Source organism: Photobacterium swingsii (genome assembly GCF_024346715.1).
GTDB classification, from domain to species: Bacteria; Pseudomonadota; Gammaproteobacteria; order Enterobacterales; family Vibrionaceae; genus Photobacterium; species Photobacterium swingsii.
Genome location: NZ_AP024853.1, coordinates 1,720,128 through 1,744,603, shown reverse-complemented (window position 1 = coordinate 1,744,603; position 24,476 = coordinate 1,720,128). Strand labels below are relative to the sequence as shown.

Genomic DNA, 24,476 nt, shown 5'->3' with positions numbered 1-24,476 from the left:
TCACCATCAAACAATCAGCACTATAACTCACATCTTGCTAGCTTATTTCTGCTGCTAAATGTTACCTCTTGGCATCTATTGTGATGAGATAATTGAGAAATAAGCCGAACAACTCACTCACTGAAGCAACATTAAGACTCGCATATATCTTTTTTCGATGATTCTTCACTGTTCCCAAACCAATACCCAGTCGTTGGGCGATCGCATTTGAATCAAAGCCTTGCACAATCAGCTTCAACACATCATGTTCACGCCCCGTGAGCACCGCGAATCCAAATTCATCAATTGCTTGTTCAACCACATCACGAATATGTGCATTATTCGAGGGGGCATCCGCCAGTAAAAATGACTGATTCAACCAATGCTGTCGACTTAACGCTGCAATGACATCAAATATTTCGTGAAGGCTACGTAGCTGCTTTTTCTTCTCTGCCGTGAGCACGCTAGATGCTTTCGCTTGTAAATAACCTAGGTTAATGACCACACACCTTTCAGTATCAAGTGGGATCACAAAACCAACCTCGTCACTCCACCCCGTGGATTGATAAAATTCATTGACATAATCGGGATTGATCCCCAGCTTTGCTGCCAATACTTCGTGCAGGTATACCCCCTCATCCAGCCCTTCTTCAAACGCACGATAAAAAGGGTCATCAACATAAGAACGATTCAAATAATGCTGAAACAAAAGCTCTCTATTTTGAGGGATAGCATCATAGAGATAAACGGGGCGACGCTGGCGGTGATATCCCAAAATGACAACACAATCGAAGTCAGCACAGTGACGGATCAGTGCCACTAACGCAGAAGCAAAGTTCGCTTTATTTTGCGCATTAATTGTTTGTGTTAGGGCAGTTAACCATGCCGTATTTTTCATAAGCTCTTGGGGAATTGTCATTCATAGCAATCAAGGATCCGCTAAGCATAACAAAATGCTTGTTCTATCCCTATAGGGATAACTGAAAGCTAAGCGATTCACGTCAGGATAGTGGCATATCTCGTTCTACAGGAATCCTTATGTCGACTATCAACCAAGATTTATTTAATGAACTGCAACAGCGTGGTCTGATTGCGCAAGCTTCTAACAGTGAGGAGCTACAACAACACTTGGCTGAGTCACGTACCGTATATTGTGGTTTCGATCCAACAGCCGGTAGCTTACACATAGGTCACTTGGTTCCTTTAATTATGCTTCGTCGTTTCCAACTTGCAGGCCACAAGGCTATCGCTTTAGTCGGTGGAGCCACTGGCATGATTGGCGATCCCAGCTTCAAGGCTAATGAAAGAGCACTAAACAGCGAAGAAACCGTGAATCAATGGGTCAATGATTTACGATCCCAGATCCAACATGTTTTACAAGATGAGCATACCAATACAGCCGCGATCCTTAACAACGCCGACTGGATTTCAAGTATGAACATCATTCATTTTTTCCGTGATATTGGTAAACATTTCTCGGTAAATGCAATGATCAATAAAGAGTCAGTCAAGCAACGGTTAGCGCGTCCAGATCAAGGTATTTCCTTTACTGAGTTTTCATACTCGCTACTGCAATCTTATGATTTTGCGCACCTCAATCAGCACAATCGTTGTAGCTTACAAATTGGAGGCAACGATCAGTGGGGAAATATTACCAGTGGTATCGATCTCACGCGCCGTTTGAATCAACAAAAAGTCTTTGGTTTAACCTTACCTTTGATCACCAAATCAGATGGAACAAAATTTGGTAAAACAGAAAGTGGCGCAGTATGGCTAGATCCCACAAAGACCTCGCCTTACAGCTTTTACCAATTTTGGCTAAACAGTGCCGATGCCGACGTATACAACTTCTTGCGTTACTACACCTTCTTGAGTGTCGATGCTATTGCAGACATTGAGTATCAAGACAGCATCCGTGATGGAAAACCTCTCGCGCAGCAAATATTAGCAGAGGCATTAACAAAGCTAGTGCATGGCGATGAAGCCCTACAGTCAGCGCTGCGGATTAGTGACGCCCTTTTCTCTGGCGATTTACAGTCACTCACCCTAGCAGAACTTCAGCAACTCGAACTTGATGGCCTGCCATGCAGTGAATTAGACCCATCACTATCAGTGCCTGCATTATTGGTAACATGTGGGCTTGCCTCATCTAACCGACAAGCACGTGAGTTCATCGCTAATCGCGCCATTAGCATCAATGGTGAAATAGCGATAAATGACCACATTGGGAACTACTCAGCCTTACAGCACCGCTACCTTGTCGTACGTAGAGGAAAAAAACACTTTCACCTGCTGCGTACTGAAAAGTAAAACAGCTACAAATTAGTCGCTAGCATTGATACCCATAAAAGAAAAAAGCCTTACTGGATCAGTAAGGCTTTACGCGGAAAAACGGGTTGGTGTTATCTCTTGATATTCACACCTCGAACAGTCACTCGTCTTCTCTACACAATCTTAAATCGGCCGATCATGCCCTGTAGCCCTGTCGCAAGTTGGCTCAACTCTATACAGGCTTGCGAGGTTTGTTCCGCCCCTGCTGCCACGTTGTGCGACGATTCATTGATATTTTCGACATTACGGCTTAACTCTTCAGTGACAGAAGACTGTTCGCTACATGCACTCGCAATTTGCATGTTCATGGTCGCTATCTGGTTCACGCCACCTTCAATTTGAGAAATGTGTGTCCCCGTTAACTCTGTTTGCTCCACACAAGACTGAATCAACACGCAACTCTCTTTAGTTGCTTCCCCCGTATCTTTAGCCCGCTGTTGCAGTTTTTCAATGATTACGATGATTTCGCTGGTTGATTCAGACGTACGCCCAGCCAGTGTGCGAACCTCATCTGCCACTACCGCAAAACCACGCCCTTGATCGCCCGCACGTGCAGCTTCGATCGCTGCATTTAATGCAAGAAGATTTGTCTGTTCAGCAATACCACTGATCACATCTACAACCATGCTAATGCTGGCAGAATCTTGTTCTAATTGCGTCACCATTTCACCAGCATGTTCAATAACACCGGCGACACGTTGAATTTCTTCAATATTCTTAGTTACAACACGAGTACTTTCATTCGCGTCTTCCGTCGCTTTATTGGCTGCGCTTGAAGCATCTTCTGTATTATTTGCAACTTCTTGAACAGTAGATTGCATTTGATTCATCGCTGTCGCAATCATTGTCAGTTCATCTTGTTGATGCTTCATACCATCAGAGGTATGCGTTGACACCGTACTCACTTCTTCAATAGCAGCACTTAATTGAGTGACCGAACTTGAAATATCATTCACTAAGTCACGTAAATGATCTTGCATCGTAATACATGAATCCGCTAATACACCAAGTTCATCATTACCAATATTTTCTCTATTCAAACTGTGGGTCAGATCACCCGCTGCAATTTTACCCGCTAAAGCTGTCACAAGTGATAAAGGCGAGCAAATTTGACGAGTTAAGAATAAATTCATAACAAGCATGAAAGCGATTAATAATAGGATGCCAATTAATGTAAATGTATTTGACTGCTGAACATTATCTAATGCTTGTTCTCTTTCACTCAAACTTTCTTCATGAGCTAAGTTTAATAGTTTGTCGAGAGAGCTTTGAAGCGTATTGAATGCCTGATAAGAATCATATATAACTTTATTCGCGTAAACTACGTCTTTATTTTTGATTGCTGATGAAAAACCATCCTTGCTAGATACATATATATCCCAATCTCTAATAACATTCTGAAGTTGGTTTCGGTACTCAGATGAGACCGACATTGATTGAAGCTGTTCCAGCACAGTAGAAACATTATTATTTGCTTTTTCAATGCTGGTTAATACCGTTTTCACTTCATCTCTATTACTATTAGATAACACAAAAAATTCATCCATTCGTAGTGAAGCAATGTCTGTCTGAAGATCCTGTACCAACACAATACGAGGCATAGCCCCATCTGTTATATCTAGTAGATTGTTTTTTATCGCTGCAATTTCTGAAATTAAAAAATAGCCCAGCGCAGCAACAGCTAAACCAATGGAAAAAAAGACAACGCCAATCTTTTTCCCTACAGAGAAGTTCTTATAATGCATTATTAATGAACCTTATAGAAGGAAGTACAATGTGTAATAAATAAAGTTGGCATATGATATAACTGACGGTATAACTGTCAATCAATTAAAAAAAGAAATAAACACATCAGTGTAAGTATTTATTTACGTGTTAATGTAAATAAATAACGTCAAAAAACAGTGACTATAAATAGACGATTGATTTTATAAAAGCAGGTGGGATTTATTCAAGGCTAATGTGATTTTAGTTCATAAAATACTGCAACTCTTACTAAAATAAAAGGAATTAATTAATCTTTCTTATCTTATAGCTCAGGATTATTAATTGATACTAAAAAATAAGTTAATCCTGGTTTATAAATAGCACTAAGGATATACCTTTTAAAGCACTACCATAATTCAGATTAACGCCCACCCCTACGTTTTTCACCCAATCAAACTGGATAGGCTCAGAAATTAACCACCCCGTTGTCGCTTTGTAGTAATAGTTTGCATTTATGGCTTGGCTAATGCCATCAGATATATCAATCCGTTGAAAACTCATATACCACTGACTTTGATGATCTAACACTTTACCTAGTTCATAAAAAGATTTAGCCCCATTTACCCAATAAGCCGTTTCAGGGTTTCCCAAGTCACCGTTGTTAGCCTCGCCCCAACTAGTACCATAAACATAATGCGCAGCTGACCATAGATACCATGATCCCCACTTTTGTTGCTGCGCATACTTAAGTTCAATACTGGGTTCGATCATGGCAGACCAAGCGGTTGTGTTCACGAGTTGCCCATCAATAATTGGCTTTAAACCATCAAGCTTTCCACTTCTGTATGCAAAGTCGTTCTTTAAATACATTAAATGCCCAGCTAACCCTACGGTTAAGCTGATACGCTCAGAGATTGGATAGCTATGATCGATACCCAAATAGGCTTCAAAAATTTGTTGTCGTTCTTCATCTTGCTCAGGCACATCCGTTAAATCTATCTTCTGCTTGTCGCTCATCCATGAAAATCGACCATGAAGCGTTCTGCTGTAACCTTCTTCTTGCCATGTTTTAATCGTATACGGCAGCGAGATGATACTTAGTCCTTTACGGTTTTCGACCGTCTCACTATTTGAAACCTGCTTAAATTGTCCAATTGACTGACTCAAATTAAGTTCATGTATGCCTAAAGTGATGGCATCTTGGTCAAAGAGAATAACGCTACCAGCAAAAGTATGTTCAAAGTCTTCACGAAAAGCGTCTTGTAAACTCATCGCATAAGTATTGAAAGTCGATACAAGCAAAATACACAGGCTAACCCGTTGTAATGTATATTTTTTAAGTTTCAACTTTCTTTTCATCTCGATGCCGCTTATAAAAAACAGTGTATTAAAGTAATAATATACTAGCTCATGAGCACAGTTCGCAAGAGCCTCTGCATTACTCTTGCCCTAATTGAGGGTAAGCAATGACTCAGTTCTCAATCCACACATCTTTAATTTCAGGCCAGCCCCAATTCGTTATTGCAACGCCTTGTAAAACATCCTGAAAGCGAAGTGTTTGTTTATGGTGATACAAGGGGACTAACCAAGAGGCATTAATCATCGCTGTCGCTAAAGGCTCTATTGCAGATAAATAATTTTCTAATGAGGTCGTCTGTCGGATAGCAACTAACTGCGTCGTTAACCATTCTTTTTGTGCTGGTGATAATAGATTATTAAGAAGCGGATCAGCATATAACCATCTATACGCCGATGCTGGGCGATTATCATCAAGGCTGGTACTGGTTAAAACCAGATCTTCTCTGACAGAATCAGTTCGAATATGGACTTGCAACTCTTCATAGCTATAGCCCATGGTCGATGTTTCAACTCCTTTATCTTGAAGTAGCTTGGCTATACCTTGCGCAGCATTGCGTAAATCACTCTGATCATAATGGGCTATCGATAACTTCTTAGGTAAAGGGCATGCATGCGCAAGAGGTGTATATACAGCAGTCCAAACTGGCAGCAGGTTAGTTGCAGCTTGTAAACCTTGAAGATCCTCTGTTGTCCCTACGGCTTGTAATATCTCTTTTGGTGCCAAATAAGCACGTAGCCAATGCCGCTGCTCTTCTGTTAATACAGATTGCCGCTGGTTAAATACCAGGTATACACAACCATGCTCTAATAAAGCCTTCTGGGTTTCAGACTGTATCATACTGGCTTGATCGTACCCTGATGCATGCCGATAAGTATCTAAAGCACTCGCCTCACCTTGATCTTTGTCTAAGCATTGCAAATATTGCCGACATGTCGGTAACTGAGGGAAATCATCATTAATCACCGCTGAGGCTTCGCCATCGAGCGTTAATTTCTTTTTCTTAAAGGTAGGTACATGCCAAATCGTCACCTCGTCCGTTAAAGCACGGCAAGCGTAATAATGCGGGAATGCTTGTAAATGCAGTTTTTCTTTGGTGTGGCTGACAACTTGGAAAGGCCCACTCCCTATTGCACGCTTAGAACTTGTCGACAACTGACTTGGAGGCTGAATTGAGTACTTAGGATCAGCCAAAAGCCCAGCAAACCCTAAATCAGCTTGGGTTAATTCAAAAACTAAGGTGTGCTCACGTGTTGCAGTTACTGACGCTAGATGCGCTAAATCCTGTTGGTAACTAGATTGCTCTTGTAGCTTAGTGATCAGCTGCGCGATCAACGGCGCTGTTATTTCACGTCCATCATGGAAGGTTAAGCCTCGGCGGAGGTAAAACTTCCAACACTTAGCACTACTATCATGCTGCCAATGATGAGCGAGATCAGCTTCGATATGGCCATCGGCATCGCAGCGAACAAGGCAACTGTATATTTGACGTAAAAAAAAGCGCTCGCTATTACGCTGTGGTTCATGCGGTACAATTCTACTAAATGGCCGATAATAGGTTAATTGTAAATGCAACTCCCCCAAGCGCTGACTGGCACCCGACGTATCTTTTAGCAAGGAACCAAACCACTGCTGATTACCGTCAAGCATCTCTAAGGCTTTATCATAAGAGCCCTGCTCCACGAACTGCAACGCAATTATCTGTTGTAACTCTTTAAGCCCAAGGTGCAGTGTCAGTATTGAGCGTTGGTTTCTTCCAACACTCGGTTGCCATGTTAGCCAGTTTGCTTCCTGCATTTGCCCCAATAAATTACGTGCATGACGTAAACTGGAGCTCAACTTGTCCGCAACCTCACTCAGGGTCAGTAATAATTCTTCTTTGACACCAAGTGGGATTAACCTTGAATAATAACGAAATAGTTTCACTTCCTGCAAAACAAGCACCTTAGCCTTTTATTTTTGCCGTATTTTAGTTAAAAGCGGCAATTTATCCTAGTTTTCCTGCTCTGAAACGATAAATGCGGCACTATATTAAATAAACCTGACTCTTTTTCGTTCCTACTTTTAATCACATAATAGCCTGAGTTCACCGAGGAATGATTATGAAAATCGAACATATTGCACTCTGGTCTAAAGATATAGAAACACTGAAAGCGTTCTACGTTCACTACTTCAATGCTACGCACAATGACATGTATGTGAATACGGCCAAAGGCTTCTCATCCTACTTTCTGACGTTTGATTCTGGTGCACGGTTAGAAATTATGCAGATGGGTAATATCCCTGCAAACGCTAACAATCCTTATCAACAGCATACAGGTTTAATTCACATTGCTTTTTCATTGGGCTCAGAAGAGCAAGTGGATGATCTCACAAAACGCCTACAACATGATGGTTATGAGGTACTTGATGGGCCAAGAAGAACGGGGGATGGCTATTACGAAAGTACGGTGCTTGATCCTGAAAACAACCGATTAGAAATTACAGCGTAAACCGCTATAACCCTATTTTGCCCTGAGTGAGAATAAGCAATGCGTCCCCCAACGTAATGCTTAGATCAGATGTTATTTCAAGAAAATAGCAGGCAAAATAACTGCTGGGTAATGAAAATTTAAGTACCCAGCAGTTTTCTACTCCACTAGAGATAAACTAACTATTCAATCCCATTACACACTGAAAAGTCATTGTCAGTGTTACAAGCTTATCTTTATACAAAGCGTGTTTAAACAGAACTTCATTTAGAATCGCACAAGGTTGCCCTGATATATCATTATGCTCGAATGAATAGCTGTCAGCATTAAACCAAGCTTGTTCAAGTAATTCTAAAAACTGTTGATTTGAATCCGTACTGATCTCACTCGTAATTAACCCTTCGAGTATTTTATCCTGATCAGCTCTCTGAACACCATCTAATAACAAAGGAGCCAAAAAAACTGCTATTTTATGATCAAGCGGAAATACACGAGAAAAATTAAATAACGCCCTCATTGCATGAAAGTTATTCGTCACAATCAACCATTGATTGATACCTTTAAGTGAAGCTTCTTGCACTATCGTAAAGTAAGTAAACACAGCATTTCCAACCGTATCTTCTGATTCACTTTCTTTGAAAATTCGGTGGCTATCTATGCCTTTGGCAACAAGATAATTGTACATATAGTCAGCTTCAACCACTCCACTTTTCCTTCCTTTTCCAGACACTATGATAGGGATGTTTGGATAGAGGATTGCTAGCTTGTATGCCTGATCTAAACGGCTTTCTAAGATACCTAACTGAGGTGTTACTCCTAATACGATAATGCCACCAGGTTTAATATCACTATCGACAGGCAAGATCTTACCTGTATTCGACGTGATAACATCATAGGTTGTATGTGTTAATAATTTTTGAGCAATAAGGAGTCTATTCGCAATATCCCCAATACCAACACTCGGACTAAAATACTCAACATTCGTTCTTTCTTGTTCTAATTGCTGATACAAATTAAAAACATATTCAAAACCACCCGCTTCAATGTGGTTTCGGATAAGATCATTCTGAATACTAACATCGTTAAGGTTATCTAAACGATCACTTAATGTAACACCACCAAAAGCACAGGCAACACAAGGTAGCAGCGTACACACAAATAAGCATAACTTCTTGAACATGACTTCCCTTTTATATTGGAATGAAATCACCTAGCAAATACAAATATGACTAAGATAGTTTTTCTTAGCTCTTCTTATTTTTTAAATTTAATTTTTTCTTCAATGAAAAGACCTCACTCAAGAGACCTGCCAGTCGATAACTGGAAAGCCGACTATTCGTAGGTTCTAATGGGTCTATCTTTTCAGACTCAATTTGTTTGTCAGTAACAACATTCGGACCTTGGCTTTGCTTATTGCAGCTAAAAGGCACAAGCTTCTTTCTTGTTACAAGATTTATCTGTATTTTGTTATTTCTATGTTTAATTTTACATTGCACGATAGAGTCGAGAGAAAAATAACCATATCTAGCAATTGATTTACTAGCCATTATAGAAAATGACTCTTGTAGAGACTTTTTGGACAATGGGACGACCTTTGACAATCAAGATTCAGCAACTTTAAAGAAGCTCATCTCATCTTTTAACTCACTAACAGATGCAGTGATCGTGTTATTGATAAAAGATGTCTCCTTACTATTATCTACATTGGTATTAACCGCACTGTTGATACCTTCGATCCGTTCAGAGATATCTTTTGTCACAGAAGATTGCTCTTCCGTTGCGGTCGCAACCAAGGCATTCACATTTGAGATTTCACTAATTTTTGCGGAGATATTTTCAAACGCAAACGTAAAATCAGTGATGATCTGCTTAGATGCATTTACCATGGACACGTTTTCTTTCATGCTTACATCAGCTTCTATCGAGTTTTTTTTGTAAATTATCAATAATCTCCTGGATGCCTACGGTGGCTTGCTGCGTTTTACCTGCTAATGAGCGCACTTCATCAGCAACAACTGCAAAACCTCGCCCGGCCTCACCCGCTCTTGCAGCTTCAATCGCGGCATTGAGTGCCAGTAAGTTCACTTGATCTGACAGGTTATTGATCACTTGGATCACAGAAACAATATCTTCAGAATAATTACGTAATCCATGAACAATTTCAGATGACGCAAGAATAGAGTCATTAACTTGAGACGTGATCTCTTCAGCACGAATAATCATACTGCTGCTTTCTTCTATCACTTCAATCGCAGTGACCGCAGCATCTTCAGCTTCATGCGCATTCAGTGCAATCTCCGAGGCTGTCGCAGAAAGTTCGGTGGCAGCCGTAGCCACTTGTTCAATTTCAGTGTACGAATACTCAGAGTTTTCAATGTTGACGTGTACTATGTCCGTCAGACGTTGCTGACTCTCTTGTATACTCGACATATGATGGGCTGATAACGAAACGATAGAGCGAACACGAAGCTGTAACTCTTCAAGTGAATTAGCGATAATATCAAGCTCATTACCTGATTTTATAACCTTCAATCGCTCAAAATCCCCCGAAGCCATAGCACCAATAAACCTCGTTATTGGGCTAATCCCTTTTAGTTCATGCTTAATAACAAAATACATGATCGCCACTACGCTAACGTACAGTAGAAACGTAATCGCTATGTTGTAAAGTAAAGTGACCTTAATCTCTTCTTTGATTTCATGATCTTGCACACCATTGCCTAGGAACCATCCCCAGTCCCCTGTCTTGATCGCTACGCTGTTAATGTCTGTCGTGACATCACCGTTAGTCGACTGCCAAACATAATTGACTGGTGTATTACTCGCTTTATTCAACATATTAGACATCAACGCAACTTCTGTCTGTTCACCTACAATTTCACTAAACGACTTATCATGAATTTGTGGGTCTGATGGTGCTGAAATAAACCGCAATAGACCTTGGTTATCACGTGTAGCCGTCCATACATACTCATTATCTGAATATTGAATACTTCGTAAGATCTCAAGCGCAACTTTCTTTGCGGAGGTCTCAGATAAATAACCATTTTTGGCAAGTGCTTCTAACTTGTTTACAACCTGACTTTGTATTTGAAGGATTTGTTCAACCCTAACCTTATTTTGATCGCGCATTGCACCAAACATCGAAAAAGCATTATACGAAATCATCAAAGATACAAAGATCGTTAACAATACGATCAGAACCACAGTTATTCTCTTAAACATTATAAATCCAGAGCAGTTATACTATTTCGTTACTATGATTACATTAACAACATGAACCATAACTAAAGCCACTTTTATTATTAGTTAAGCTATTTGAACGCTAATGAACATAGATACTATTAATATCGACAGATCGGCTTAGATAAAACCCTTGGATACCAACACACTTCACCTGAAGGCAGATATCAAGATCATTAACTGATTCAACCCTCTCTATAATGAGCGATTGATTTCTATACTTATTCAATTTAACACTAGGGTCTGACAGTTCTCTAATGCTATTCACATCGACTTTAATATAATCGATACAAGCCTTCGATAATAAAAAACATCGGGTATCATGGCTAAAGCAATAATCATCGAGTGCAAATAAGACGCCATAGTCATGCATTTCTTTAATAAGAGCTATATTGAGTGCTTCTGGCTTTCGCTCTGTAATTTCTATAACTAATTTAACGTCACGTGCTGTTAGTATATCCCGCAGTGAAATGATATCAGCAACAACTGAATATAAAGCAGCCGGCTCAATATTCACAAAAACTTCATTAACGATAAAGTCTTTATTTTTGGCTTCAATATTAACAAATTCAAGTAACCACTTAAGTTGCTTTTTAGTAATATAACAAGCCTCCTCATCACTTAACTCTTGGTAAAAAACTTCAGAACACAAACCTTCAGGTCTGAAAAATACTTCGCAACGGTTAATTGACGGTTGAGTATAACTATGAATTTGCTGCACAGCTGGGACAAAACTCAGCTGCTTACTTTTTGCATCAACGCTATAAGAAAGATTGAGCTTATCGCTTACTGATGGACTATTCGTTTCGCCATCTAGAATGAGTTTTCTCGGTTTAGTTAATATCACGCCATATCCTTAATTGGAATAAAAACAGGGCAAGAGTACCGAAGGAAAGAAACTAGGACATGTTTAATAATGACAAATAACACAAGGGGCAAAAGTGTGATCTTGACCCACAAAACAAAACAAATAACACGCGGAAAAGTGCTCTTTTTTGCTCATTTTGTAGTTATTTAGATTTTCCAGCCCAACCCAAAGAGCAAAAACCAACCACTTAGCCTTATTTAACTTTATTTAGCTATAAGTCTTGTTAATAATGGTCATATCGAATTTTGCCTATTAAAGTGGCTAATCTAAAATGGACAGCATACGTATTATCAATGAGAATAACTCTATTGAGTTATGTGCCGATCCGTACCAAATCATTATCAATGGTGAATATAAAATCACACTGACAATTATAGAAGGGAAGCTCTTTGAGTTACTTTTGAATCATAAAACGGTTACCCGAAAATTTTGCATTGAACAATTATGGGAAGGCCGGGTGATCTCAGATCCCGACAAAAGTTTGACACAAGTAGTATCAACTTTACGGAAAAAATTTGATACCCTTGGTATAAAGCAATTAATAGTTACCACACCAAGAGTAGGCTACCGTATATCTACTCAGTGGCAGAAAATTGAAAATTCAGCTGACGTTACAACGAGTCACATTGGTGATAATAGTGAAGTAATTAGTTCTAATATTCTTATACGAACACTGAAAAACAAACTCACATTTCAAGTGTTCATATTCATATTGATTTGTTTTCATTTTATCGTTTTCTTTCAATACTTTTACAAAAGTGGCAGCAACACCTCATCTTACTCTCTCATATACTTAAATGAGGAAGTCAATGCAGATTACCAAACTTCGAGTTGGGATCGTGACTTCTTCAATAAAACGTCAAATAAACTTAGCTTCAGCATAAATAATTATAGGGTCTACTTGTCATGTCAGAATAACAATAAACGAATCAATACCAGCTACTCTATTAACACCTTTATCAAAAATTTACATAACAATAGTCATTTAATAGATTTTTGCTCCTATGATTCCTAAATATAAAGTCATCATCTTGCTGCTCATCTCAACAAACATTTACATAATTCACGACTGGATCTCGCTTCATAAAATAAAAAAGGGCCACTATATTACAACCATCAAAGACATTAATATTAGATCCTATAGCCTTACCGAGGCAAAATTAGAAATAAAAGATAATATTATAAATATGGAAGTGAAGAACATTAGCCCTAATGATACCTGCATTGGCACCTCTATTTCTGCCACTTACAATTACCATCAACACTTCCTTAGTAAAACAATCAAGCTGACACAAGGTAGAGCGACGGCGAGTCACCCCAAAAAAGCATGTAAGGTGAAAGCTTTTAATGAGTTTGCTCGTGTTCTCGGCTATGGAACAAGCCATCAGTTAGAGGTCTTAAAAGGTACCAACGGAGATATATGTTTTCGCTCTAACCAACTAGGAACTTACTGCTTTGGAGTCTCTGATGAATAAGTATCTCTTACCTATCTTAATTACACTTTTCTTGTGGGGCCCTATGAGGGTTTGGGCCCACCCTGAATCAGGGAAGATAAGTCGTTCTGGCTGGTCTATAGATACACATTCGCCCAATATGATCATCGGGAGCGCTTCCTGTTCATCTGATTTCTGTTTTGTGCCTATTGTTCTGGCGGAGCCTGATAGGATCAGTTTTGTCTTAAAACTTGAATTTCCTGATGGGTGTACAAGAGACAAATCCTTACTCTCTCTAAAAGATCACTATGCTTTTTTAGATATATTCAAAGTCGACGGTAATAATGTCCGCTTTACTAAAATTACAACCCGTGACGGTATTAGCTTTCTAGAGCCAACGACAGATAACGGCAATTACTTCATCATTAACAAACTTCTTACTCAACCAGCAGTCACATTTTATCAAATCACCTCTTTAACCAGTTGGAAAATTGATAACGACGGTTTTGCAAGCCAATACAAGCTATTAACTGCATTTAGGGAGCTTTATAACAGCGCAATTTGAACCTTTTTATCGTTAAAAGGCGCGAACTTCTCACACGCAATTTTTCACGCTGCATAAAAAAACCGCTGTCGATTTTTACAGCGGTATTTTGTCTACGATAAGATTATAGCGCTTAGCACTTATTACATGCGTTTGGTTTTTGCTTGTATTCCATTAAGTTACCTTGCGAGTCAAGGGTGAAATCACAGCACTCTTGGTACAAACCCAATAGCTTTTCTCGGCTTTTATGCACACGAGACTTAAGGGTTGAGTACTTCACACCATGCTTTTCAGCGTAGTTTTTCTGCGTTTCGCCATTGATTTCAATCGCTGTCAGCATTTCTGCTTCATCTTGCGGTAAAGCTTGGATGAAAGGCGATATACAATTTGCCAGTTGAGTTGGAATCGTTTCTTCATCTTGGACGTACCACAGCTCACCACTTTCAAGCGCAGCTTCGCGCCCTTGCTTACGATAAAAATCAATGATGGCGTTATTGGCCACTTGAAATAACCATGATTTGATCTGGGTAGGATCCTTGATGGTCTTCATATGGGTATATGTCTTGATCAATACTTCTTGTAGTAAATCATCGACATCTGCGGCATTAGAGACATTTTTGCGTAAAAATGCTTGTAGACTGGCGCGGTATTCGGCCCAAATGTGTTCAACGTTCATTTCTGTACTACTTAATTTGTTGATTAAAACTATTCTATACCTAAGTAAGCCTCAGTTGCAGGTTCCATACGATATAAACGAGAAAAGCGCAGTCAAAGCTACTGCGCTTTTACAAATTAACGATTAAAGTACTACAAGGTTTTAGGATATTTTACAGTGGTTCATTCACTTTAATGACCATTTTACCGAAGTTCTTACCTGCTAATAAACCAATGAAAGCTTCTGGTGTCTTTTCAAAACCTTCAATTAGGTGCTCACGATACTGAATTTTGCCTTCAGCTAACCACGTTGACATGTCTTGAGCAAACTCACCATAGCGGTGTGCATAATCGTCAAAAATAATGAAACCTTGCATCTTGATGCGTTTAATCAATAGCGAACCCATTAACATTGATAAGCGATCAGGCCCTTCCGGCAAAGAGGTAGCATTGTATTGTGAGATAAGGCCACACAAAGGAATACGTGCACCTGTATTCAGGAGCGGCATCACAGCATCAAAGACTTTACCGCCAACATTTTCAAAATACACATCAATGCCATTATCACACGCAGCTGCAAGTTGCTGGGCAAAATTATCGTCTTTATGATCAATGCAGGCATCGAAACCAAGCACTTCTACTGCATGGCGACATTTTTCCTCACCACCCGCAATACCAACAACGCGGCAACCTTTCAATTTACCAATTTGCCCAACGGTTGCACCAACAGGGCCTGTTGCCGCAGCAACAACTAAGGTATCTCCTTCTTTAGGAGCACCTATGTCTAATAAACCCATGTAAGCAGTAAAGCCTGGCATACCCATAATACCTAACGCATACGATGGTGCCTGAGGCTGGCTACCTAATTTAATTAGGCCTTCACCATTTGAGATCCCATAATCTTGCCAACCTGTATACGCTAATACCCACTCACCAACCGGAAAATCAGCATTATTTGATGCTTCAACCTGACATACTGTTGCGCCTACCATGACCTCATCTAACGCGACAGGATCAGCATACGACTTAGCATCGTTCATTCGTCCACGCATGTAAGGATCGAGCGATAAATAGACACTGCGCAAAAGCACTTCACCATTTTGAGGAACTGGCTTTGCAACTGACTCTAATCGAAAATTCTCAGCGGTAGGTACACCATGCGGTCGTGACGCTAAGACAAAACGGCGATTTTCTGTTGTTGAGTTTGTCATGTTATATCCTTTTAATTTTAAGACTTGTTTGTCCACACCTAAAAATAGACCAGTCGTCTAGTTAATGGGTGAACTTTTGCTACCTTCTTAAAAAGTGAACAAAAGTGAGTGTATTTACTATGACATGAGCAGCATTCAGCTGATCATTAAGATTCGTCCATACCGTTTTTAAGCATGGCTTGCGTTGTTTTCATAACGCGCTGTAGACCCGTTTGTGTTTGAGTTAACTTACACAATAAGCTCGCACCAACCCACAGGTTATAAAGATGCTCTGCCGCTTTATAGCTGTCCATTTTTGCAATAGAACCATCTTTGATACCAGCTTCAATGCAATCGGCTATCAGCCCAAGTACACTTTCAACCCCATCAAGCAAGGCTACACGCATCATCTCCGATAAGTCCGCCACCTCTGCCGTTAGCTTTACGACTAAACAACGTTGTGTTGAACACTCCTGAGCTTGAATATCTATCCAACACTGCCAGTAGCTAATTAAGCGTTCATAAGCACTGAGTTCACTGTCTTCAAAGCGAGCTTTAAGCCGTATTTGATAGTTTTCAAAATAATCTTGGATCAGTGCTTCACCAAATTGTTCTTTCGATTTGAAATAATGATAAAACGAACCTTTCGGCACATCGGCATGTTTGAGTAATTGCGACAAACCGACATTTGAAAACCCCTGCTGAGCGATCAGCTGATAACCAGTATCCAGAATGTGTTGTCGTGTATCTTGAGTTTCTGCTTTCATACCATTAGCCTACGATCAATTAGACCAGCCGTCTAGTATAATTCTGACAAAACTTTCTAAACACCTACACCCTATCACTTAAGTATAAGGCATAGGTCGATTCATTTAGCCGACTATTTATAATGGATTAATCTGAGTTTTCAAAGTGAAGGAGTAATTCAGTTTCAATATGACCATCTTTAACAGCAAACTCTGATAGTGCCTGAAAATGAAACAGATCAATGGCCTTTGTAGACTGTTGGAACACTTCTACGGCTTTTTGCAACGACTCTGCACGCATATACCACAATAGATAACTTTCTCCAGCTAACTCGACTTTAAACCATGATTCAAGCTGAACACCTTCATCTTTTAGCGACTGCATAACTTCATTGACCCGTGATGACATCGCTGCTTGCCACTCACCCTGCGCTTGTTCAGCATCAGGACGAAGCTTAATCAAACCCGAAGCGACTTCCATACTAAAACTCCTCTGCTAACCAATTGGTAATATTTAACATCAATAATGCACACAACAATCGAGAATGATTATCAATATTAATTACAACAATGAAAGGCAAAGTTTCTTATACCTACTGTTCTGCGATATAAATCACAGCTTCATAGCAAAGAGTTTGTATGGGCTGGCTATGCTTCTGCAAAAGTTAATCACCTACGGCTACTTCCTCAATAAAAGCATTCTCTACACATCATAAATAGACAATATAAGATCTCAGTTATCCTCTATCAACAACACCCAAATGATATTGATTATCATTTGCATTGGTAATATTGTTGACGCATCAATTCCCTAGAAGAATAAATTATGTCTATCTCAACTGCGTCAGCTTCATCAGGTCCTGTTGCCGTCAGCACTAAGCTGAAAAGAAAAATGCTATTACTCGGCCCCGCTTTCATTGCTGCAATTGGGTACATTGACCCTGGTAATTTTGCAACCAATATAGAATCAGGCGCATCTTTTGGTTACCAACTTCTATGGGTCGTACTATGGGCCAACTTAATGGCGATGTTAATCCAGTATCTCTCTGCAAAACTGGGGATTGTCACTGGGAAAAACTTAGCTGAACACTTACGGGATCACTTACCGAAGTGGGCCGTTTACCCTTATTGGATCCAAGCTGAAATCATTGCAATGGCGACTGATTTAGCGGAGTTTATAGGAGCTGCAGTTGGTTTTCAGTTATTACTGGGGGTATCACTCTTTGATGGTGTATGTATTACAGCTGTCGCTACTTTTGCCATCTTAGCGTTAAACCGTCGAGGACAAAAACCACTTGAAATAATGATTGCCAGCCTCTTGTTGCTCGTTGCCATTATTTATATCGTGGAGCTAGTATTCGCCAAACCAGAAAGTGGCGCCTTATTAGAAGGAATGTTATTACCAAGCCTAACAGAACCTCATCAAATCTATTTAGCTGCAGGCATGCTTGGCGCTACTGTGATGCCACATGTCATCTATTTACATTCGGCATTGTTCAACGAAAGCTATGGAGAAAGCAAAAAACAACGCTTACGATCAACCCGTACAGATATTTTCATCGCTATGACGATTGCTGGTTTCGTCAACATTGCCATTGTTGCTATGGCAGCGGCTGTTTTTCATTTTTCAGGGAATCAGAGTGTCGCAGAAATTGAAACAGCCTACATGACATTAACACCTCTTGTCGGCAAAGGTGCTGCAATCTTGTTTGGCTTTTCTCTTATTGCATCAGGCTTATCATCAACTGTGGTTGGGACCTTAGCTGGGCAAGTCGTTATGCAAGGTTTTGTTAACTTTCACATTCCAATTTGGCTTCGTCGAGGTATCACCATGCTGCCTTCTTTTCTTGTCGTAGGAATGGGCATCAACAGCACTAAAATCTTAATCATGAGCCAAGTTGTTCTCAGCTTTGGGATTGCGTTAGCTATTATTCCTCTACTCGTCTTCACAAATAGTAAAGCTATCATGGGGCGTTTTTATAACCGAAAAGCAACCTCTATCATTGGTAATTTAATTGTAACCTTAGTGATTATTTTAAACGTCTTCTTATTATATTCCTTCGCTATCTAAAACAGAATCCACATTTATCAGTTTAATCTACACACCACAACGTTAACCTATATTCTATGCCGCTGAGTCGATGAAGTTCATCGACTCAGTTTGTCATAAATGCTTCGTTATAAATTCTATACTTGCCTAGCTGAGTCACTATCAATAAAGCTTAAAAGCATGATTTCTTAATACATCAAGATCAACATCTGGATACACATGAACAACTGTGTTTATCTCCTCATCATCTGTCCGCTTTTGAGGGATTGGAAAGCTAAAGCATTCATCAAAATCAGCCCTTTTATCATGATGATCAGGACTCGATTCTATTATTCTTACTGAGTATTCAAAGCGATTTAACGTAGTAGACAACAATGCTTTCATCAAATCTCTAGCCTCTAATATTGAGACCATATTAAAACTTAAATACAAACCACACCAACCATTAATGATGAGTTCACACAAGTCTAGCTGTTCGCCAACATTCGATTTTTCTCTACGAATGATGATTTCTTTGATTCCTCTGCAAGCACGTAAAACTGCATCAAAACCGTTTGTCGATATATATAAATTTCGCTCTCTAACGTTCTCGTGACCAAAACCTCTAAATGCTAATTCTTCACCATAAACATTTGCTATTGATGTATCTAACGCCGATGACACTCGATTTTTTTCACTAAAATCTTTCAATCTCACATTACGTTTAGTCATTGGTTTAGTTTTAACTTTTAAAATATTCATATATTCCCGAAGTGATTATATAGATCCGTGTTAACGCGTTGACCTTGAGGTTTGCGTTTACAAAAAATCAGAACCTACAAGATATTCATTATAATCTTGAAGATTCTGATTAGTATAAATGAGGATTAGAACTGATATCTAAATCTGCCATTTATTATTAAATAACAGCTACTCTAACTGCATGATTTAGTGCTCAAATACTCGGAAGATTAATACAACTAGAAATTAAAACTCATACAGTGCAGATAACATATAGTTCCGTCCCTGCCCCATACTCATTCCTGTATAGTCTCCACTAGTCACATATTCCTTATCAAGTAGATTGTTCACTTTGAATCTAAACGAAAGTTGCTTTTCGTTTTCAAGTGGCATTCGATAAATCGCACCAGCATCGACCAGCGTATAAGCAGGTTTTTTAGCTTGATTATTATCATCATTACCAAAACGAGAGCCTACATAATACAGACCGCTATTTAAGTCGATACTATCTGTCAATTCATAGTTAGCCCAAAGGTTTGCTGTCCATTCTGGGATATCTGCTGGCGTTTTACCATCATGCTTAGGCTGCCCTTTATATTGCGCTTGCATATATTGTGCGCCTGCTTTGGCCGTTAATTTCGATGTAATTCGCCCTGTTACAGAAGCATCAACACCTGTATGAATTCTTTGCCCACCTTGCGTTGTTATTCTGGTAACGTTAGGTTTTTTCGGATCACTGTAATCACTCGTTACAGATATATTTTCCTTCTTAATTTGGAAAACAGAGGTACTGAACATTAAGCTTTGATTGAACAATTCATGTTTATAGCCAAGCTCATAAAGGTTCCCCAACTCAGGGGTTCTTTCCATACCGTCATTAGCATCACGATCGCTATCTATTGGTGATTTCGGTTCGAATGATTGTGAGTAAGTCAGATAAACCGTTGAATGACTATCAGGGTGGAACATCAACGATGCGTTAGGTATTAGATTATTATAAACCCTATCCTCACCCGTTCCTTCTTTCTTATCATTGGTCGTTCTATTTTGTTTAAACAAATCATATCTGATCCCAGCCAAGAATTGCCAATGATCGTTGAACGTCATTAGATCTTGCAGGTACACACCATAAGTTTGACGTGGATAGTCATTCGCACTCGGTTTTCCCATATTTGATGGGTCAAAACCTGCTGAAGGCTTCGCCGGATCGATGCTTGCGTCAGACTTTTTACCGCCCCAACGACTGGAGCGATGATATTCGTGATCCACTAAATTAGCCCCAATGAGCAATTGATGCCTAAATCCCAGAGCATCCAGATCACCTGTCAGATTTAGCATCGCTGTATGAACATCGTAGCTATTATCGCGTTGGCCTGTACTAAATTTATAATTTCCAGTCTGCGCACTATCATCATTGAGTCTTATGCTAGAAGTGCGAGCTGAATTTGCCATGTCTAAATAATGATAACTGCCCGTAAGGTTCCAGTTATAGTTGAATTGATGGCTGATTTTTATGCCATAGCTATCTTCTTTCTTTTGATTTGTTGCCCATGGCATATCTAAAATTAAATCACGATCACCAACAATATTCCCGTTATCATCAAAATAGGCACCACTATCTTGATGCCCTTCTTGAGACTTATGATCAAATGTTAGCGATAACATCGTCTCTGGTGAGATGTCGTAATCAAGCATTAGCGCGATCAGTGAACGCTCTGTTTTAGGGTGAACGCCATCCTTATAATGACGCCAGTTGTCTTTTGCTTGTTTAGACGCAATAACGCGATAGCGAAGATTATCAGAAGCTGAGCCTGTTGTATCAACAACGGTACGATAGAAATTATTGCTCCCAATATCTTGTGATAAACTTGTCTGAGCGATAGCTTGTGGCGTTTTAGTGATCATATTAATAACACCACCATGACCATTCGCACCATACAGCCCCCCTTGAGGGCCCTTTAAGATCTCGATGGTCTCGTACATCTCAACTGGTTCTTGAATTAAGGAGTATTTACGTTCACCATTCCTTAAATAGCCTTCATTTGTTGTTAACTGGAAACCTCGGATATAAAAGTTCTCATGGCCATCACTTTCATGCGTCTTTATGGTCGAAGCATCGTTCGCAAGCGCCTTTTCTAACGATGTTGCTTGAAGGTCATCAAGTAATTTTTTATCTATGATATTGACCTGTCTTGGTGTCTCTAAGTTGGAAACATCCATTAAGGTTGCCGTATTCGTATCGTCGACTTTATAGTTAGGTCTCTTTGCAGTGACAACAATAGTTTCTACGCTAGTTACATCATCTGCAAAACTGGCACTAGAAACTATTGCGCTTGATATGGCAAGAGCAATTAAAGATAGCTTCATATTTTTCCCTTTGATTTTTATTGGTATGTTTTTATAAGAGGCTCAACTTTAAGTTGAGCCTCAAATGCCTTAAGACGTTTATAAATGGACATAAGCTCTACACAGCTTGACCATCTACGAATAAGAAAGCGCAGTGAACCTTCAACTTTGGAGTACGATGAGGTTATTTGTTTTAGAATCCCAAGAGTAATTGCAGCTTGTAAAATAGTTGGGCTCATAAAAATATACACAGTTAGCTCAGAGTATTTACCATAAGCATTTGAACAGCTATCAAACATCAAATATGCTCGATACATACTAAAGTAATTATCTCTAACTGCGTTAAATAACTCTTTTACTGTTTTTGGGGTGGCATAGCTTTCATTATCTTCACCAAGTACTAATTCTTTCCTGTAGGCAGCCTCAACCTTTTGATTATTATATTCATAACCAGGTAATTTCCGCCCGATATACATGAGAAATGCCATACCACCAAAAGAAGATATAAAAGCGACGAGAACCATAGAGTGTTTTACTTCGCCAAAAAATGGAATAACTTTGACATGCTTGGATAGCTCCCATAACAATGGAGTAAAAGTAGCCAATGTCATAAAGTTTCGAAGTATACTGATTCCAAGATCTTCAATTAATTTCGCAAGTCGCATTGTATCTTCTTGAATTCTTTGGCTTGCCCCCTCTATATGTCGAATATGATGCCAATACTGCATATAATGTTCATTCAACGCACAGCGCCATCGAAAAATCCAATGCCTAACAAAATAATCAACAGTCACAGACATTACTACATGAATAGTTGTGAGCTTAAAAAAATCAATTATTGTGTGTGTAAAATCATTTATGGTTACTTTATTTGGTGCAACTAAAGCTGATTGAATAAGATCATAAAACTCACCATTCCAATAATTAAGCTCAACGTCGACCCCGACTCTAAACCAATTGACAAGGATTACTGCAACGGTTCCATAAATAGACCAATACTTCCATTTTGGGTTTAAATAAAAACAACGAAACATAAGAGCTTAATTTAGTGATAATTGAGTTGCTAAACTATCACCACATTACAAATGAGATCAATTCTTATTATCATTTAAATAAGGGTGATTAATGGAATCTTTTATTACACAAATAAAATAACAGTAGCCAATGCAGCATTAAATATGAATCAAGACTTATATAAATTGTTGCTGATTTAGTAGATTTTATGAATACTGTACACTAGTCATACAAGCCGGGTTATCAGCTTAACTTTATATTCTATAGATTAATTAAAAACCACCATCATCCTAAATGGATTATTTTATTTTAAGGTTTCGACTAAATAAAAATAATAACCACATAAATCCAATGTGTATTTCATACAATAACTCGTATGAATAATCACGATTCGGAAAAGAAAGGATTAAATTTTCAACTTAATAATAATTACGAATGAAAAAGTGATGAAGGGCAAACAAGAAACAAGAGAAAGCAATTAAAATTTCAGACACAAAAAAGCCCCGTCATTTCTGACGAGGCTTCGTTGTGTTGGCGGAGCGGACGGGACTCGAACCCGCGACCCCCGGCGTGACAGGCCGGTATTCTAACCAACTGAACTACCGCTCCAATTCTTTGTAAAGCTCGATGCTATAAATCAAACTTTTAGAATGTGGCGGAGAGATAGGGATTTGAACCCTAGATACGCTACAAACGTATGCCGGTTTTCAAGACCGGTGCTTTCAACCACTCAGCCATCTCTCCGTAAGTGCGGCGAATAATACGTTCATAATGTAAAGCTGTAAACCCCTAAAATGATTGAATGGCTATAAAATGTGCGCCAAACATCATTTTTAGCTACTTTTCATCTATTTTACTAAATACTAATAAATAAGTGTTTAAATTTCAGTCTAGTAAGGCTTTCATTTTATTACTTTGCTCGCAATGTAACAAAATTTGTTATTTGTCATGCTAATCGCAGTTAGTTAATAGTTCTGACTAGCCTTTATCACCCACTAGCTGATAAAATTACGCTAACTATGTAATAAACACAGATAGAGAGTTTCCCCATGGGAAGAAAATTCGAAGTACGCAAATTGTCAATGGCAAAAACGCAAGGCGCTAAGATCAAGGTTTACTCTAAGTACGGTAAAGAGATCTACGTCTGTGCTAAGAACGGTAGCCCTGATCCAGATACTAACCTTGCACTACGCCGTTTAATTGAAAAAGCTAAAAAAGACCAAGTACCATCTCACGTTATCGAGAAAGCGATCGATAAAGCTAAAGGTGGTGGCGGTGAAGATTTTGCAACTGCGCGCTACGAAGGTTTCGGACCAGGCAACTGCATGGTTATCGTTGACTGTTTAACAGATAACAACAACCGTACATTTATGGATGTTCGCCAAGCGTTTGTTAAGAACCACGCTAAGATCGGTGGCCCAGGTACAGTTGGTCACATGTTTGAACATCAAGCTGTTTTCCAATTTGCAGGTGACGACGAAGAAGCTGTACTAGAAAACCTAATGATGGAAGATGCAGATGTTACTGACATCGAGTGTGAAGATGGCGTGATCACTGTTTACGCACCGCACACTGAATTCTTCAAAGTGAAGAATGCACTAGCAGCAACAATGCCTGACGTTAACCTAGACGTTGAAGAAATTTCATTCGTTCCACAAACAATGACTGAAATTTCTGGTGATGATATTCCTGCATTCGAGAAATTCCTTGATGCACTAAACGACTGTGATGACGTTCAGAACGTTTACCACAACGCAGAGATGCCTGATTAATTCAGACTCTATCTCTAAATAAATAAAGAAAAGCCGATGCAGTCTCTACTG

22 protein-coding genes and 2 tRNA genes are annotated in these 24,476 nt (G+C 39.3%); 7 read left to right on the top strand and 17 right to left on the bottom strand.

Annotated elements, in window-relative coordinates; genetic code table 11:
* Window positions 1–61 precede the first annotated feature (61 nt).
* The gene (locus OCU77_RS24850; RefSeq protein ID WP_048900162.1) at window positions 62–877 is read right to left on the bottom strand and encodes a helix-turn-helix transcriptional regulator; all 816 of its coding nucleotides are present in this window, start codon (window positions 875–877) and stop codon (window positions 62–64) included.
* 140 nt (window positions 878–1,017) lie between these two features.
* Between OCU77_RS24850 and tyrS the strand changes: the two genes are divergently transcribed.
* On the top strand, window positions 1,018–2,289 hold the full coding sequence (tyrS, locus tag OCU77_RS24845) for a tyrosine--tRNA ligase (RefSeq protein WP_048900163.1): 1,272 nt from the start codon (window positions 1,018–1,020) through the stop codon (window positions 2,287–2,289).
* Between the two features lie 134 nt (window positions 2,290–2,423).
* Here tyrS and OCU77_RS24840 read toward each other — a convergent pair whose 3' ends face one another.
* The 3 genes from OCU77_RS24840 to OCU77_RS24830 form a co-directional block, all read right to left on the bottom strand.
* The gene (locus OCU77_RS24840; protein WP_204375174.1) at window positions 2,424–4,055 is read right to left on the bottom strand and encodes a methyl-accepting chemotaxis protein; all 1,632 of its coding nucleotides are present in this window, start codon (window positions 4,053–4,055) and stop codon (window positions 2,424–2,426) included.
* A 322-nt stretch (window positions 4,056–4,377) separates the two neighbouring features.
* Window positions 4,378–5,376 (bottom strand): Solitary outer membrane autotransporter beta-barrel domain, encoded by a 999-nt coding sequence (locus tag OCU77_RS24835; RefSeq protein ID WP_048900165.1) that lies wholly within the window; start codon window positions 5,374–5,376, stop codon window positions 4,378–4,380.
* Between the two features lie 112 nt (window positions 5,377–5,488).
* Entirely contained in the window at window positions 5,489–7,300 is a 1,812-nt protein-coding gene (locus OCU77_RS24830; RefSeq protein WP_239686046.1) for an SgrR family transcriptional regulator, read from the bottom strand.
* Window positions 7,301–7,476: 176 nt separating this feature from the next.
* Here OCU77_RS24830 and OCU77_RS24825 point away from each other — a divergent pair, with 176 nt between their 5' ends.
* On the top strand, window positions 7,477–7,866 hold the full coding sequence (locus OCU77_RS24825) for a VOC family protein (RefSeq protein ID WP_048900167.1): 390 nt from the start codon (window positions 7,477–7,479) through the stop codon (window positions 7,864–7,866).
* A 157-nt stretch (window positions 7,867–8,023) separates the two neighbouring features.
* Here OCU77_RS24825 and OCU77_RS24820 read toward each other — a convergent pair whose 3' ends face one another.
* From OCU77_RS24820 to OCU77_RS24805, 4 genes are all read right to left on the bottom strand, one after another.
* Window positions 8,024–9,025 (bottom strand): YdcF family protein, encoded by a 1,002-nt coding sequence (locus OCU77_RS24820; protein ID WP_053111884.1) that lies wholly within the window; start codon window positions 9,023–9,025, stop codon window positions 8,024–8,026.
* A 421-nt stretch (window positions 9,026–9,446) separates the two neighbouring features.
* The gene (locus tag OCU77_RS24815; protein WP_144414923.1) at window positions 9,447–9,749 is read right to left on the bottom strand and encodes a methyl-accepting chemotaxis domain-containing protein; all 303 of its coding nucleotides are present in this window, start codon (window positions 9,747–9,749) and stop codon (window positions 9,447–9,449) included.
* A 7-nt stretch (window positions 9,750–9,756) separates the two neighbouring features.
* Window positions 9,757–11,070: a methyl-accepting chemotaxis protein gene (locus OCU77_RS24810; protein WP_084711860.1), complete on the bottom strand. Its 1,314-nt coding sequence runs from the start codon at window positions 11,068–11,070 to the stop codon at window positions 9,757–9,759.
* A gap of 100 nt (window positions 11,071–11,170) precedes the next feature.
* Window positions 11,171–11,935: an EAL domain-containing protein gene (locus OCU77_RS24805; RefSeq protein WP_048900171.1), complete on the bottom strand. Its 765-nt coding sequence runs from the start codon at window positions 11,933–11,935 to the stop codon at window positions 11,171–11,173.
* Between the two features lie 292 nt (window positions 11,936–12,227).
* Here OCU77_RS24805 and OCU77_RS25260 point away from each other — a divergent pair, with 292 nt between their 5' ends.
* From OCU77_RS25260 to OCU77_RS24795, 3 genes are read left to right on the top strand one after another with little or no spacing between them, the layout of a single operon-like run.
* Entirely contained in the window at window positions 12,228–12,971 is a 744-nt protein-coding gene (locus OCU77_RS25260) for a winged helix-turn-helix domain-containing protein (RefSeq protein WP_048900172.1), read from the top strand.
* Window positions 12,961–13,431, top strand: a complete 471-nt coding sequence (locus OCU77_RS24800) for a hypothetical protein (protein ID WP_048900173.1) — start codon at window positions 12,961–12,963, stop codon at window positions 13,429–13,431. The genes OCU77_RS25260 and OCU77_RS24800 overlap by 11 nt, the downstream gene beginning before the upstream one ends.
* On the top strand, window positions 13,424–13,954 hold the full coding sequence (locus OCU77_RS24795; RefSeq protein ID WP_107302940.1) for a hypothetical protein: 531 nt from the start codon (window positions 13,424–13,426) through the stop codon (window positions 13,952–13,954). Before OCU77_RS24800 ends, OCU77_RS24795 begins: the two co-directional genes overlap by 8 nt.
* A 112-nt stretch (window positions 13,955–14,066) precedes the next feature.
* Here the strand turns inward: OCU77_RS24795 and sigZ are convergent, their stop codons facing one another.
* From sigZ to OCU77_RS24775, 4 genes are all read right to left on the bottom strand, one after another.
* The gene (gene sigZ / locus OCU77_RS24790; protein WP_048900174.1) at window positions 14,067–14,609 is read right to left on the bottom strand and encodes an RNA polymerase sigma factor SigZ; all 543 of its coding nucleotides are present in this window, start codon (window positions 14,607–14,609) and stop codon (window positions 14,067–14,069) included.
* A 151-nt stretch (window positions 14,610–14,760) separates the two neighbouring features.
* On the bottom strand, window positions 14,761–15,798 hold the full coding sequence (locus tag OCU77_RS24785; RefSeq protein WP_107302939.1) for an NADP-dependent oxidoreductase: 1,038 nt from the start codon (window positions 15,796–15,798) through the stop codon (window positions 14,761–14,763).
* A gap of 146 nt (window positions 15,799–15,944) precedes the next feature.
* Window positions 15,945–16,544, bottom strand: a complete 600-nt coding sequence (locus OCU77_RS24780; protein WP_048900175.1) for a TetR/AcrR family transcriptional regulator — start codon at window positions 16,542–16,544, stop codon at window positions 15,945–15,947.
* A gap of 127 nt (window positions 16,545–16,671) precedes the next feature.
* Window positions 16,672–17,004 carry a DUF6176 family protein gene (locus OCU77_RS24775; protein WP_048900176.1) on the bottom strand — a complete coding sequence of 111 codons (333 nt, stop codon included), beginning with the start codon at window positions 17,002–17,004 and terminating at the stop codon, window positions 16,672–16,674.
* 345 nt (window positions 17,005–17,349) lie between these two features.
* On the opposite strand from OCU77_RS24775, the gene OCU77_RS24770 reads away from it, so the two are divergent.
* Window positions 17,350–18,594 (top strand): Nramp family divalent metal transporter, encoded by a 1,245-nt coding sequence (locus OCU77_RS24770; RefSeq protein WP_048900177.1) that lies wholly within the window; start codon window positions 17,350–17,352, stop codon window positions 18,592–18,594.
* Window positions 18,595–18,735: 141 nt separating this feature from the next.
* Here the strand turns inward: OCU77_RS24770 and OCU77_RS24765 are convergent, their stop codons facing one another.
* The 5 genes from OCU77_RS24765 to OCU77_RS24745 form a co-directional block, all read right to left on the bottom strand.
* Complete coding sequence (locus tag OCU77_RS24765; protein ID WP_048900178.1) at window positions 18,736–19,314, bottom strand: hypothetical protein; 579 nt, start codon at window positions 19,312–19,314, stop codon at window positions 18,736–18,738.
* A gap of 225 nt (window positions 19,315–19,539) precedes the next feature.
* Window positions 19,540–21,660: a TonB-dependent siderophore receptor gene (locus tag OCU77_RS24760; protein ID WP_048900179.1), complete on the bottom strand. Its 2,121-nt coding sequence runs from the start codon at window positions 21,658–21,660 to the stop codon at window positions 19,540–19,542.
* Between the two features lie 17 nt (window positions 21,661–21,677).
* Window positions 21,678–22,673, bottom strand: coding sequence for a putative transporter (locus OCU77_RS24755; protein WP_107302938.1), 996 nt, complete (start codon window positions 22,671–22,673; stop codon window positions 21,678–21,680).
* Window positions 22,674–23,185: 512 nt separating this feature from the next.
* A tRNA-Asp gene (locus tag OCU77_RS24750) sits at window positions 23,186–23,262 on the bottom strand.
* Between the two features lie 44 nt (window positions 23,263–23,306).
* Window positions 23,307–23,397: transfer RNA gene (locus tag OCU77_RS24745), tRNA-Ser, on the bottom strand.
* 305 nt (window positions 23,398–23,702) lie between these two features.
* On the opposite strand from OCU77_RS24745, the gene OCU77_RS24740 reads away from it, so the two are divergent.
* On the top strand, window positions 23,703–24,425 hold the full coding sequence (locus OCU77_RS24740; protein WP_048899393.1) for a YebC/PmpR family DNA-binding transcriptional regulator: 723 nt from the start codon (window positions 23,703–23,705) through the stop codon (window positions 24,423–24,425).
* Window positions 24,426–24,476 lie beyond the last annotated feature (51 nt).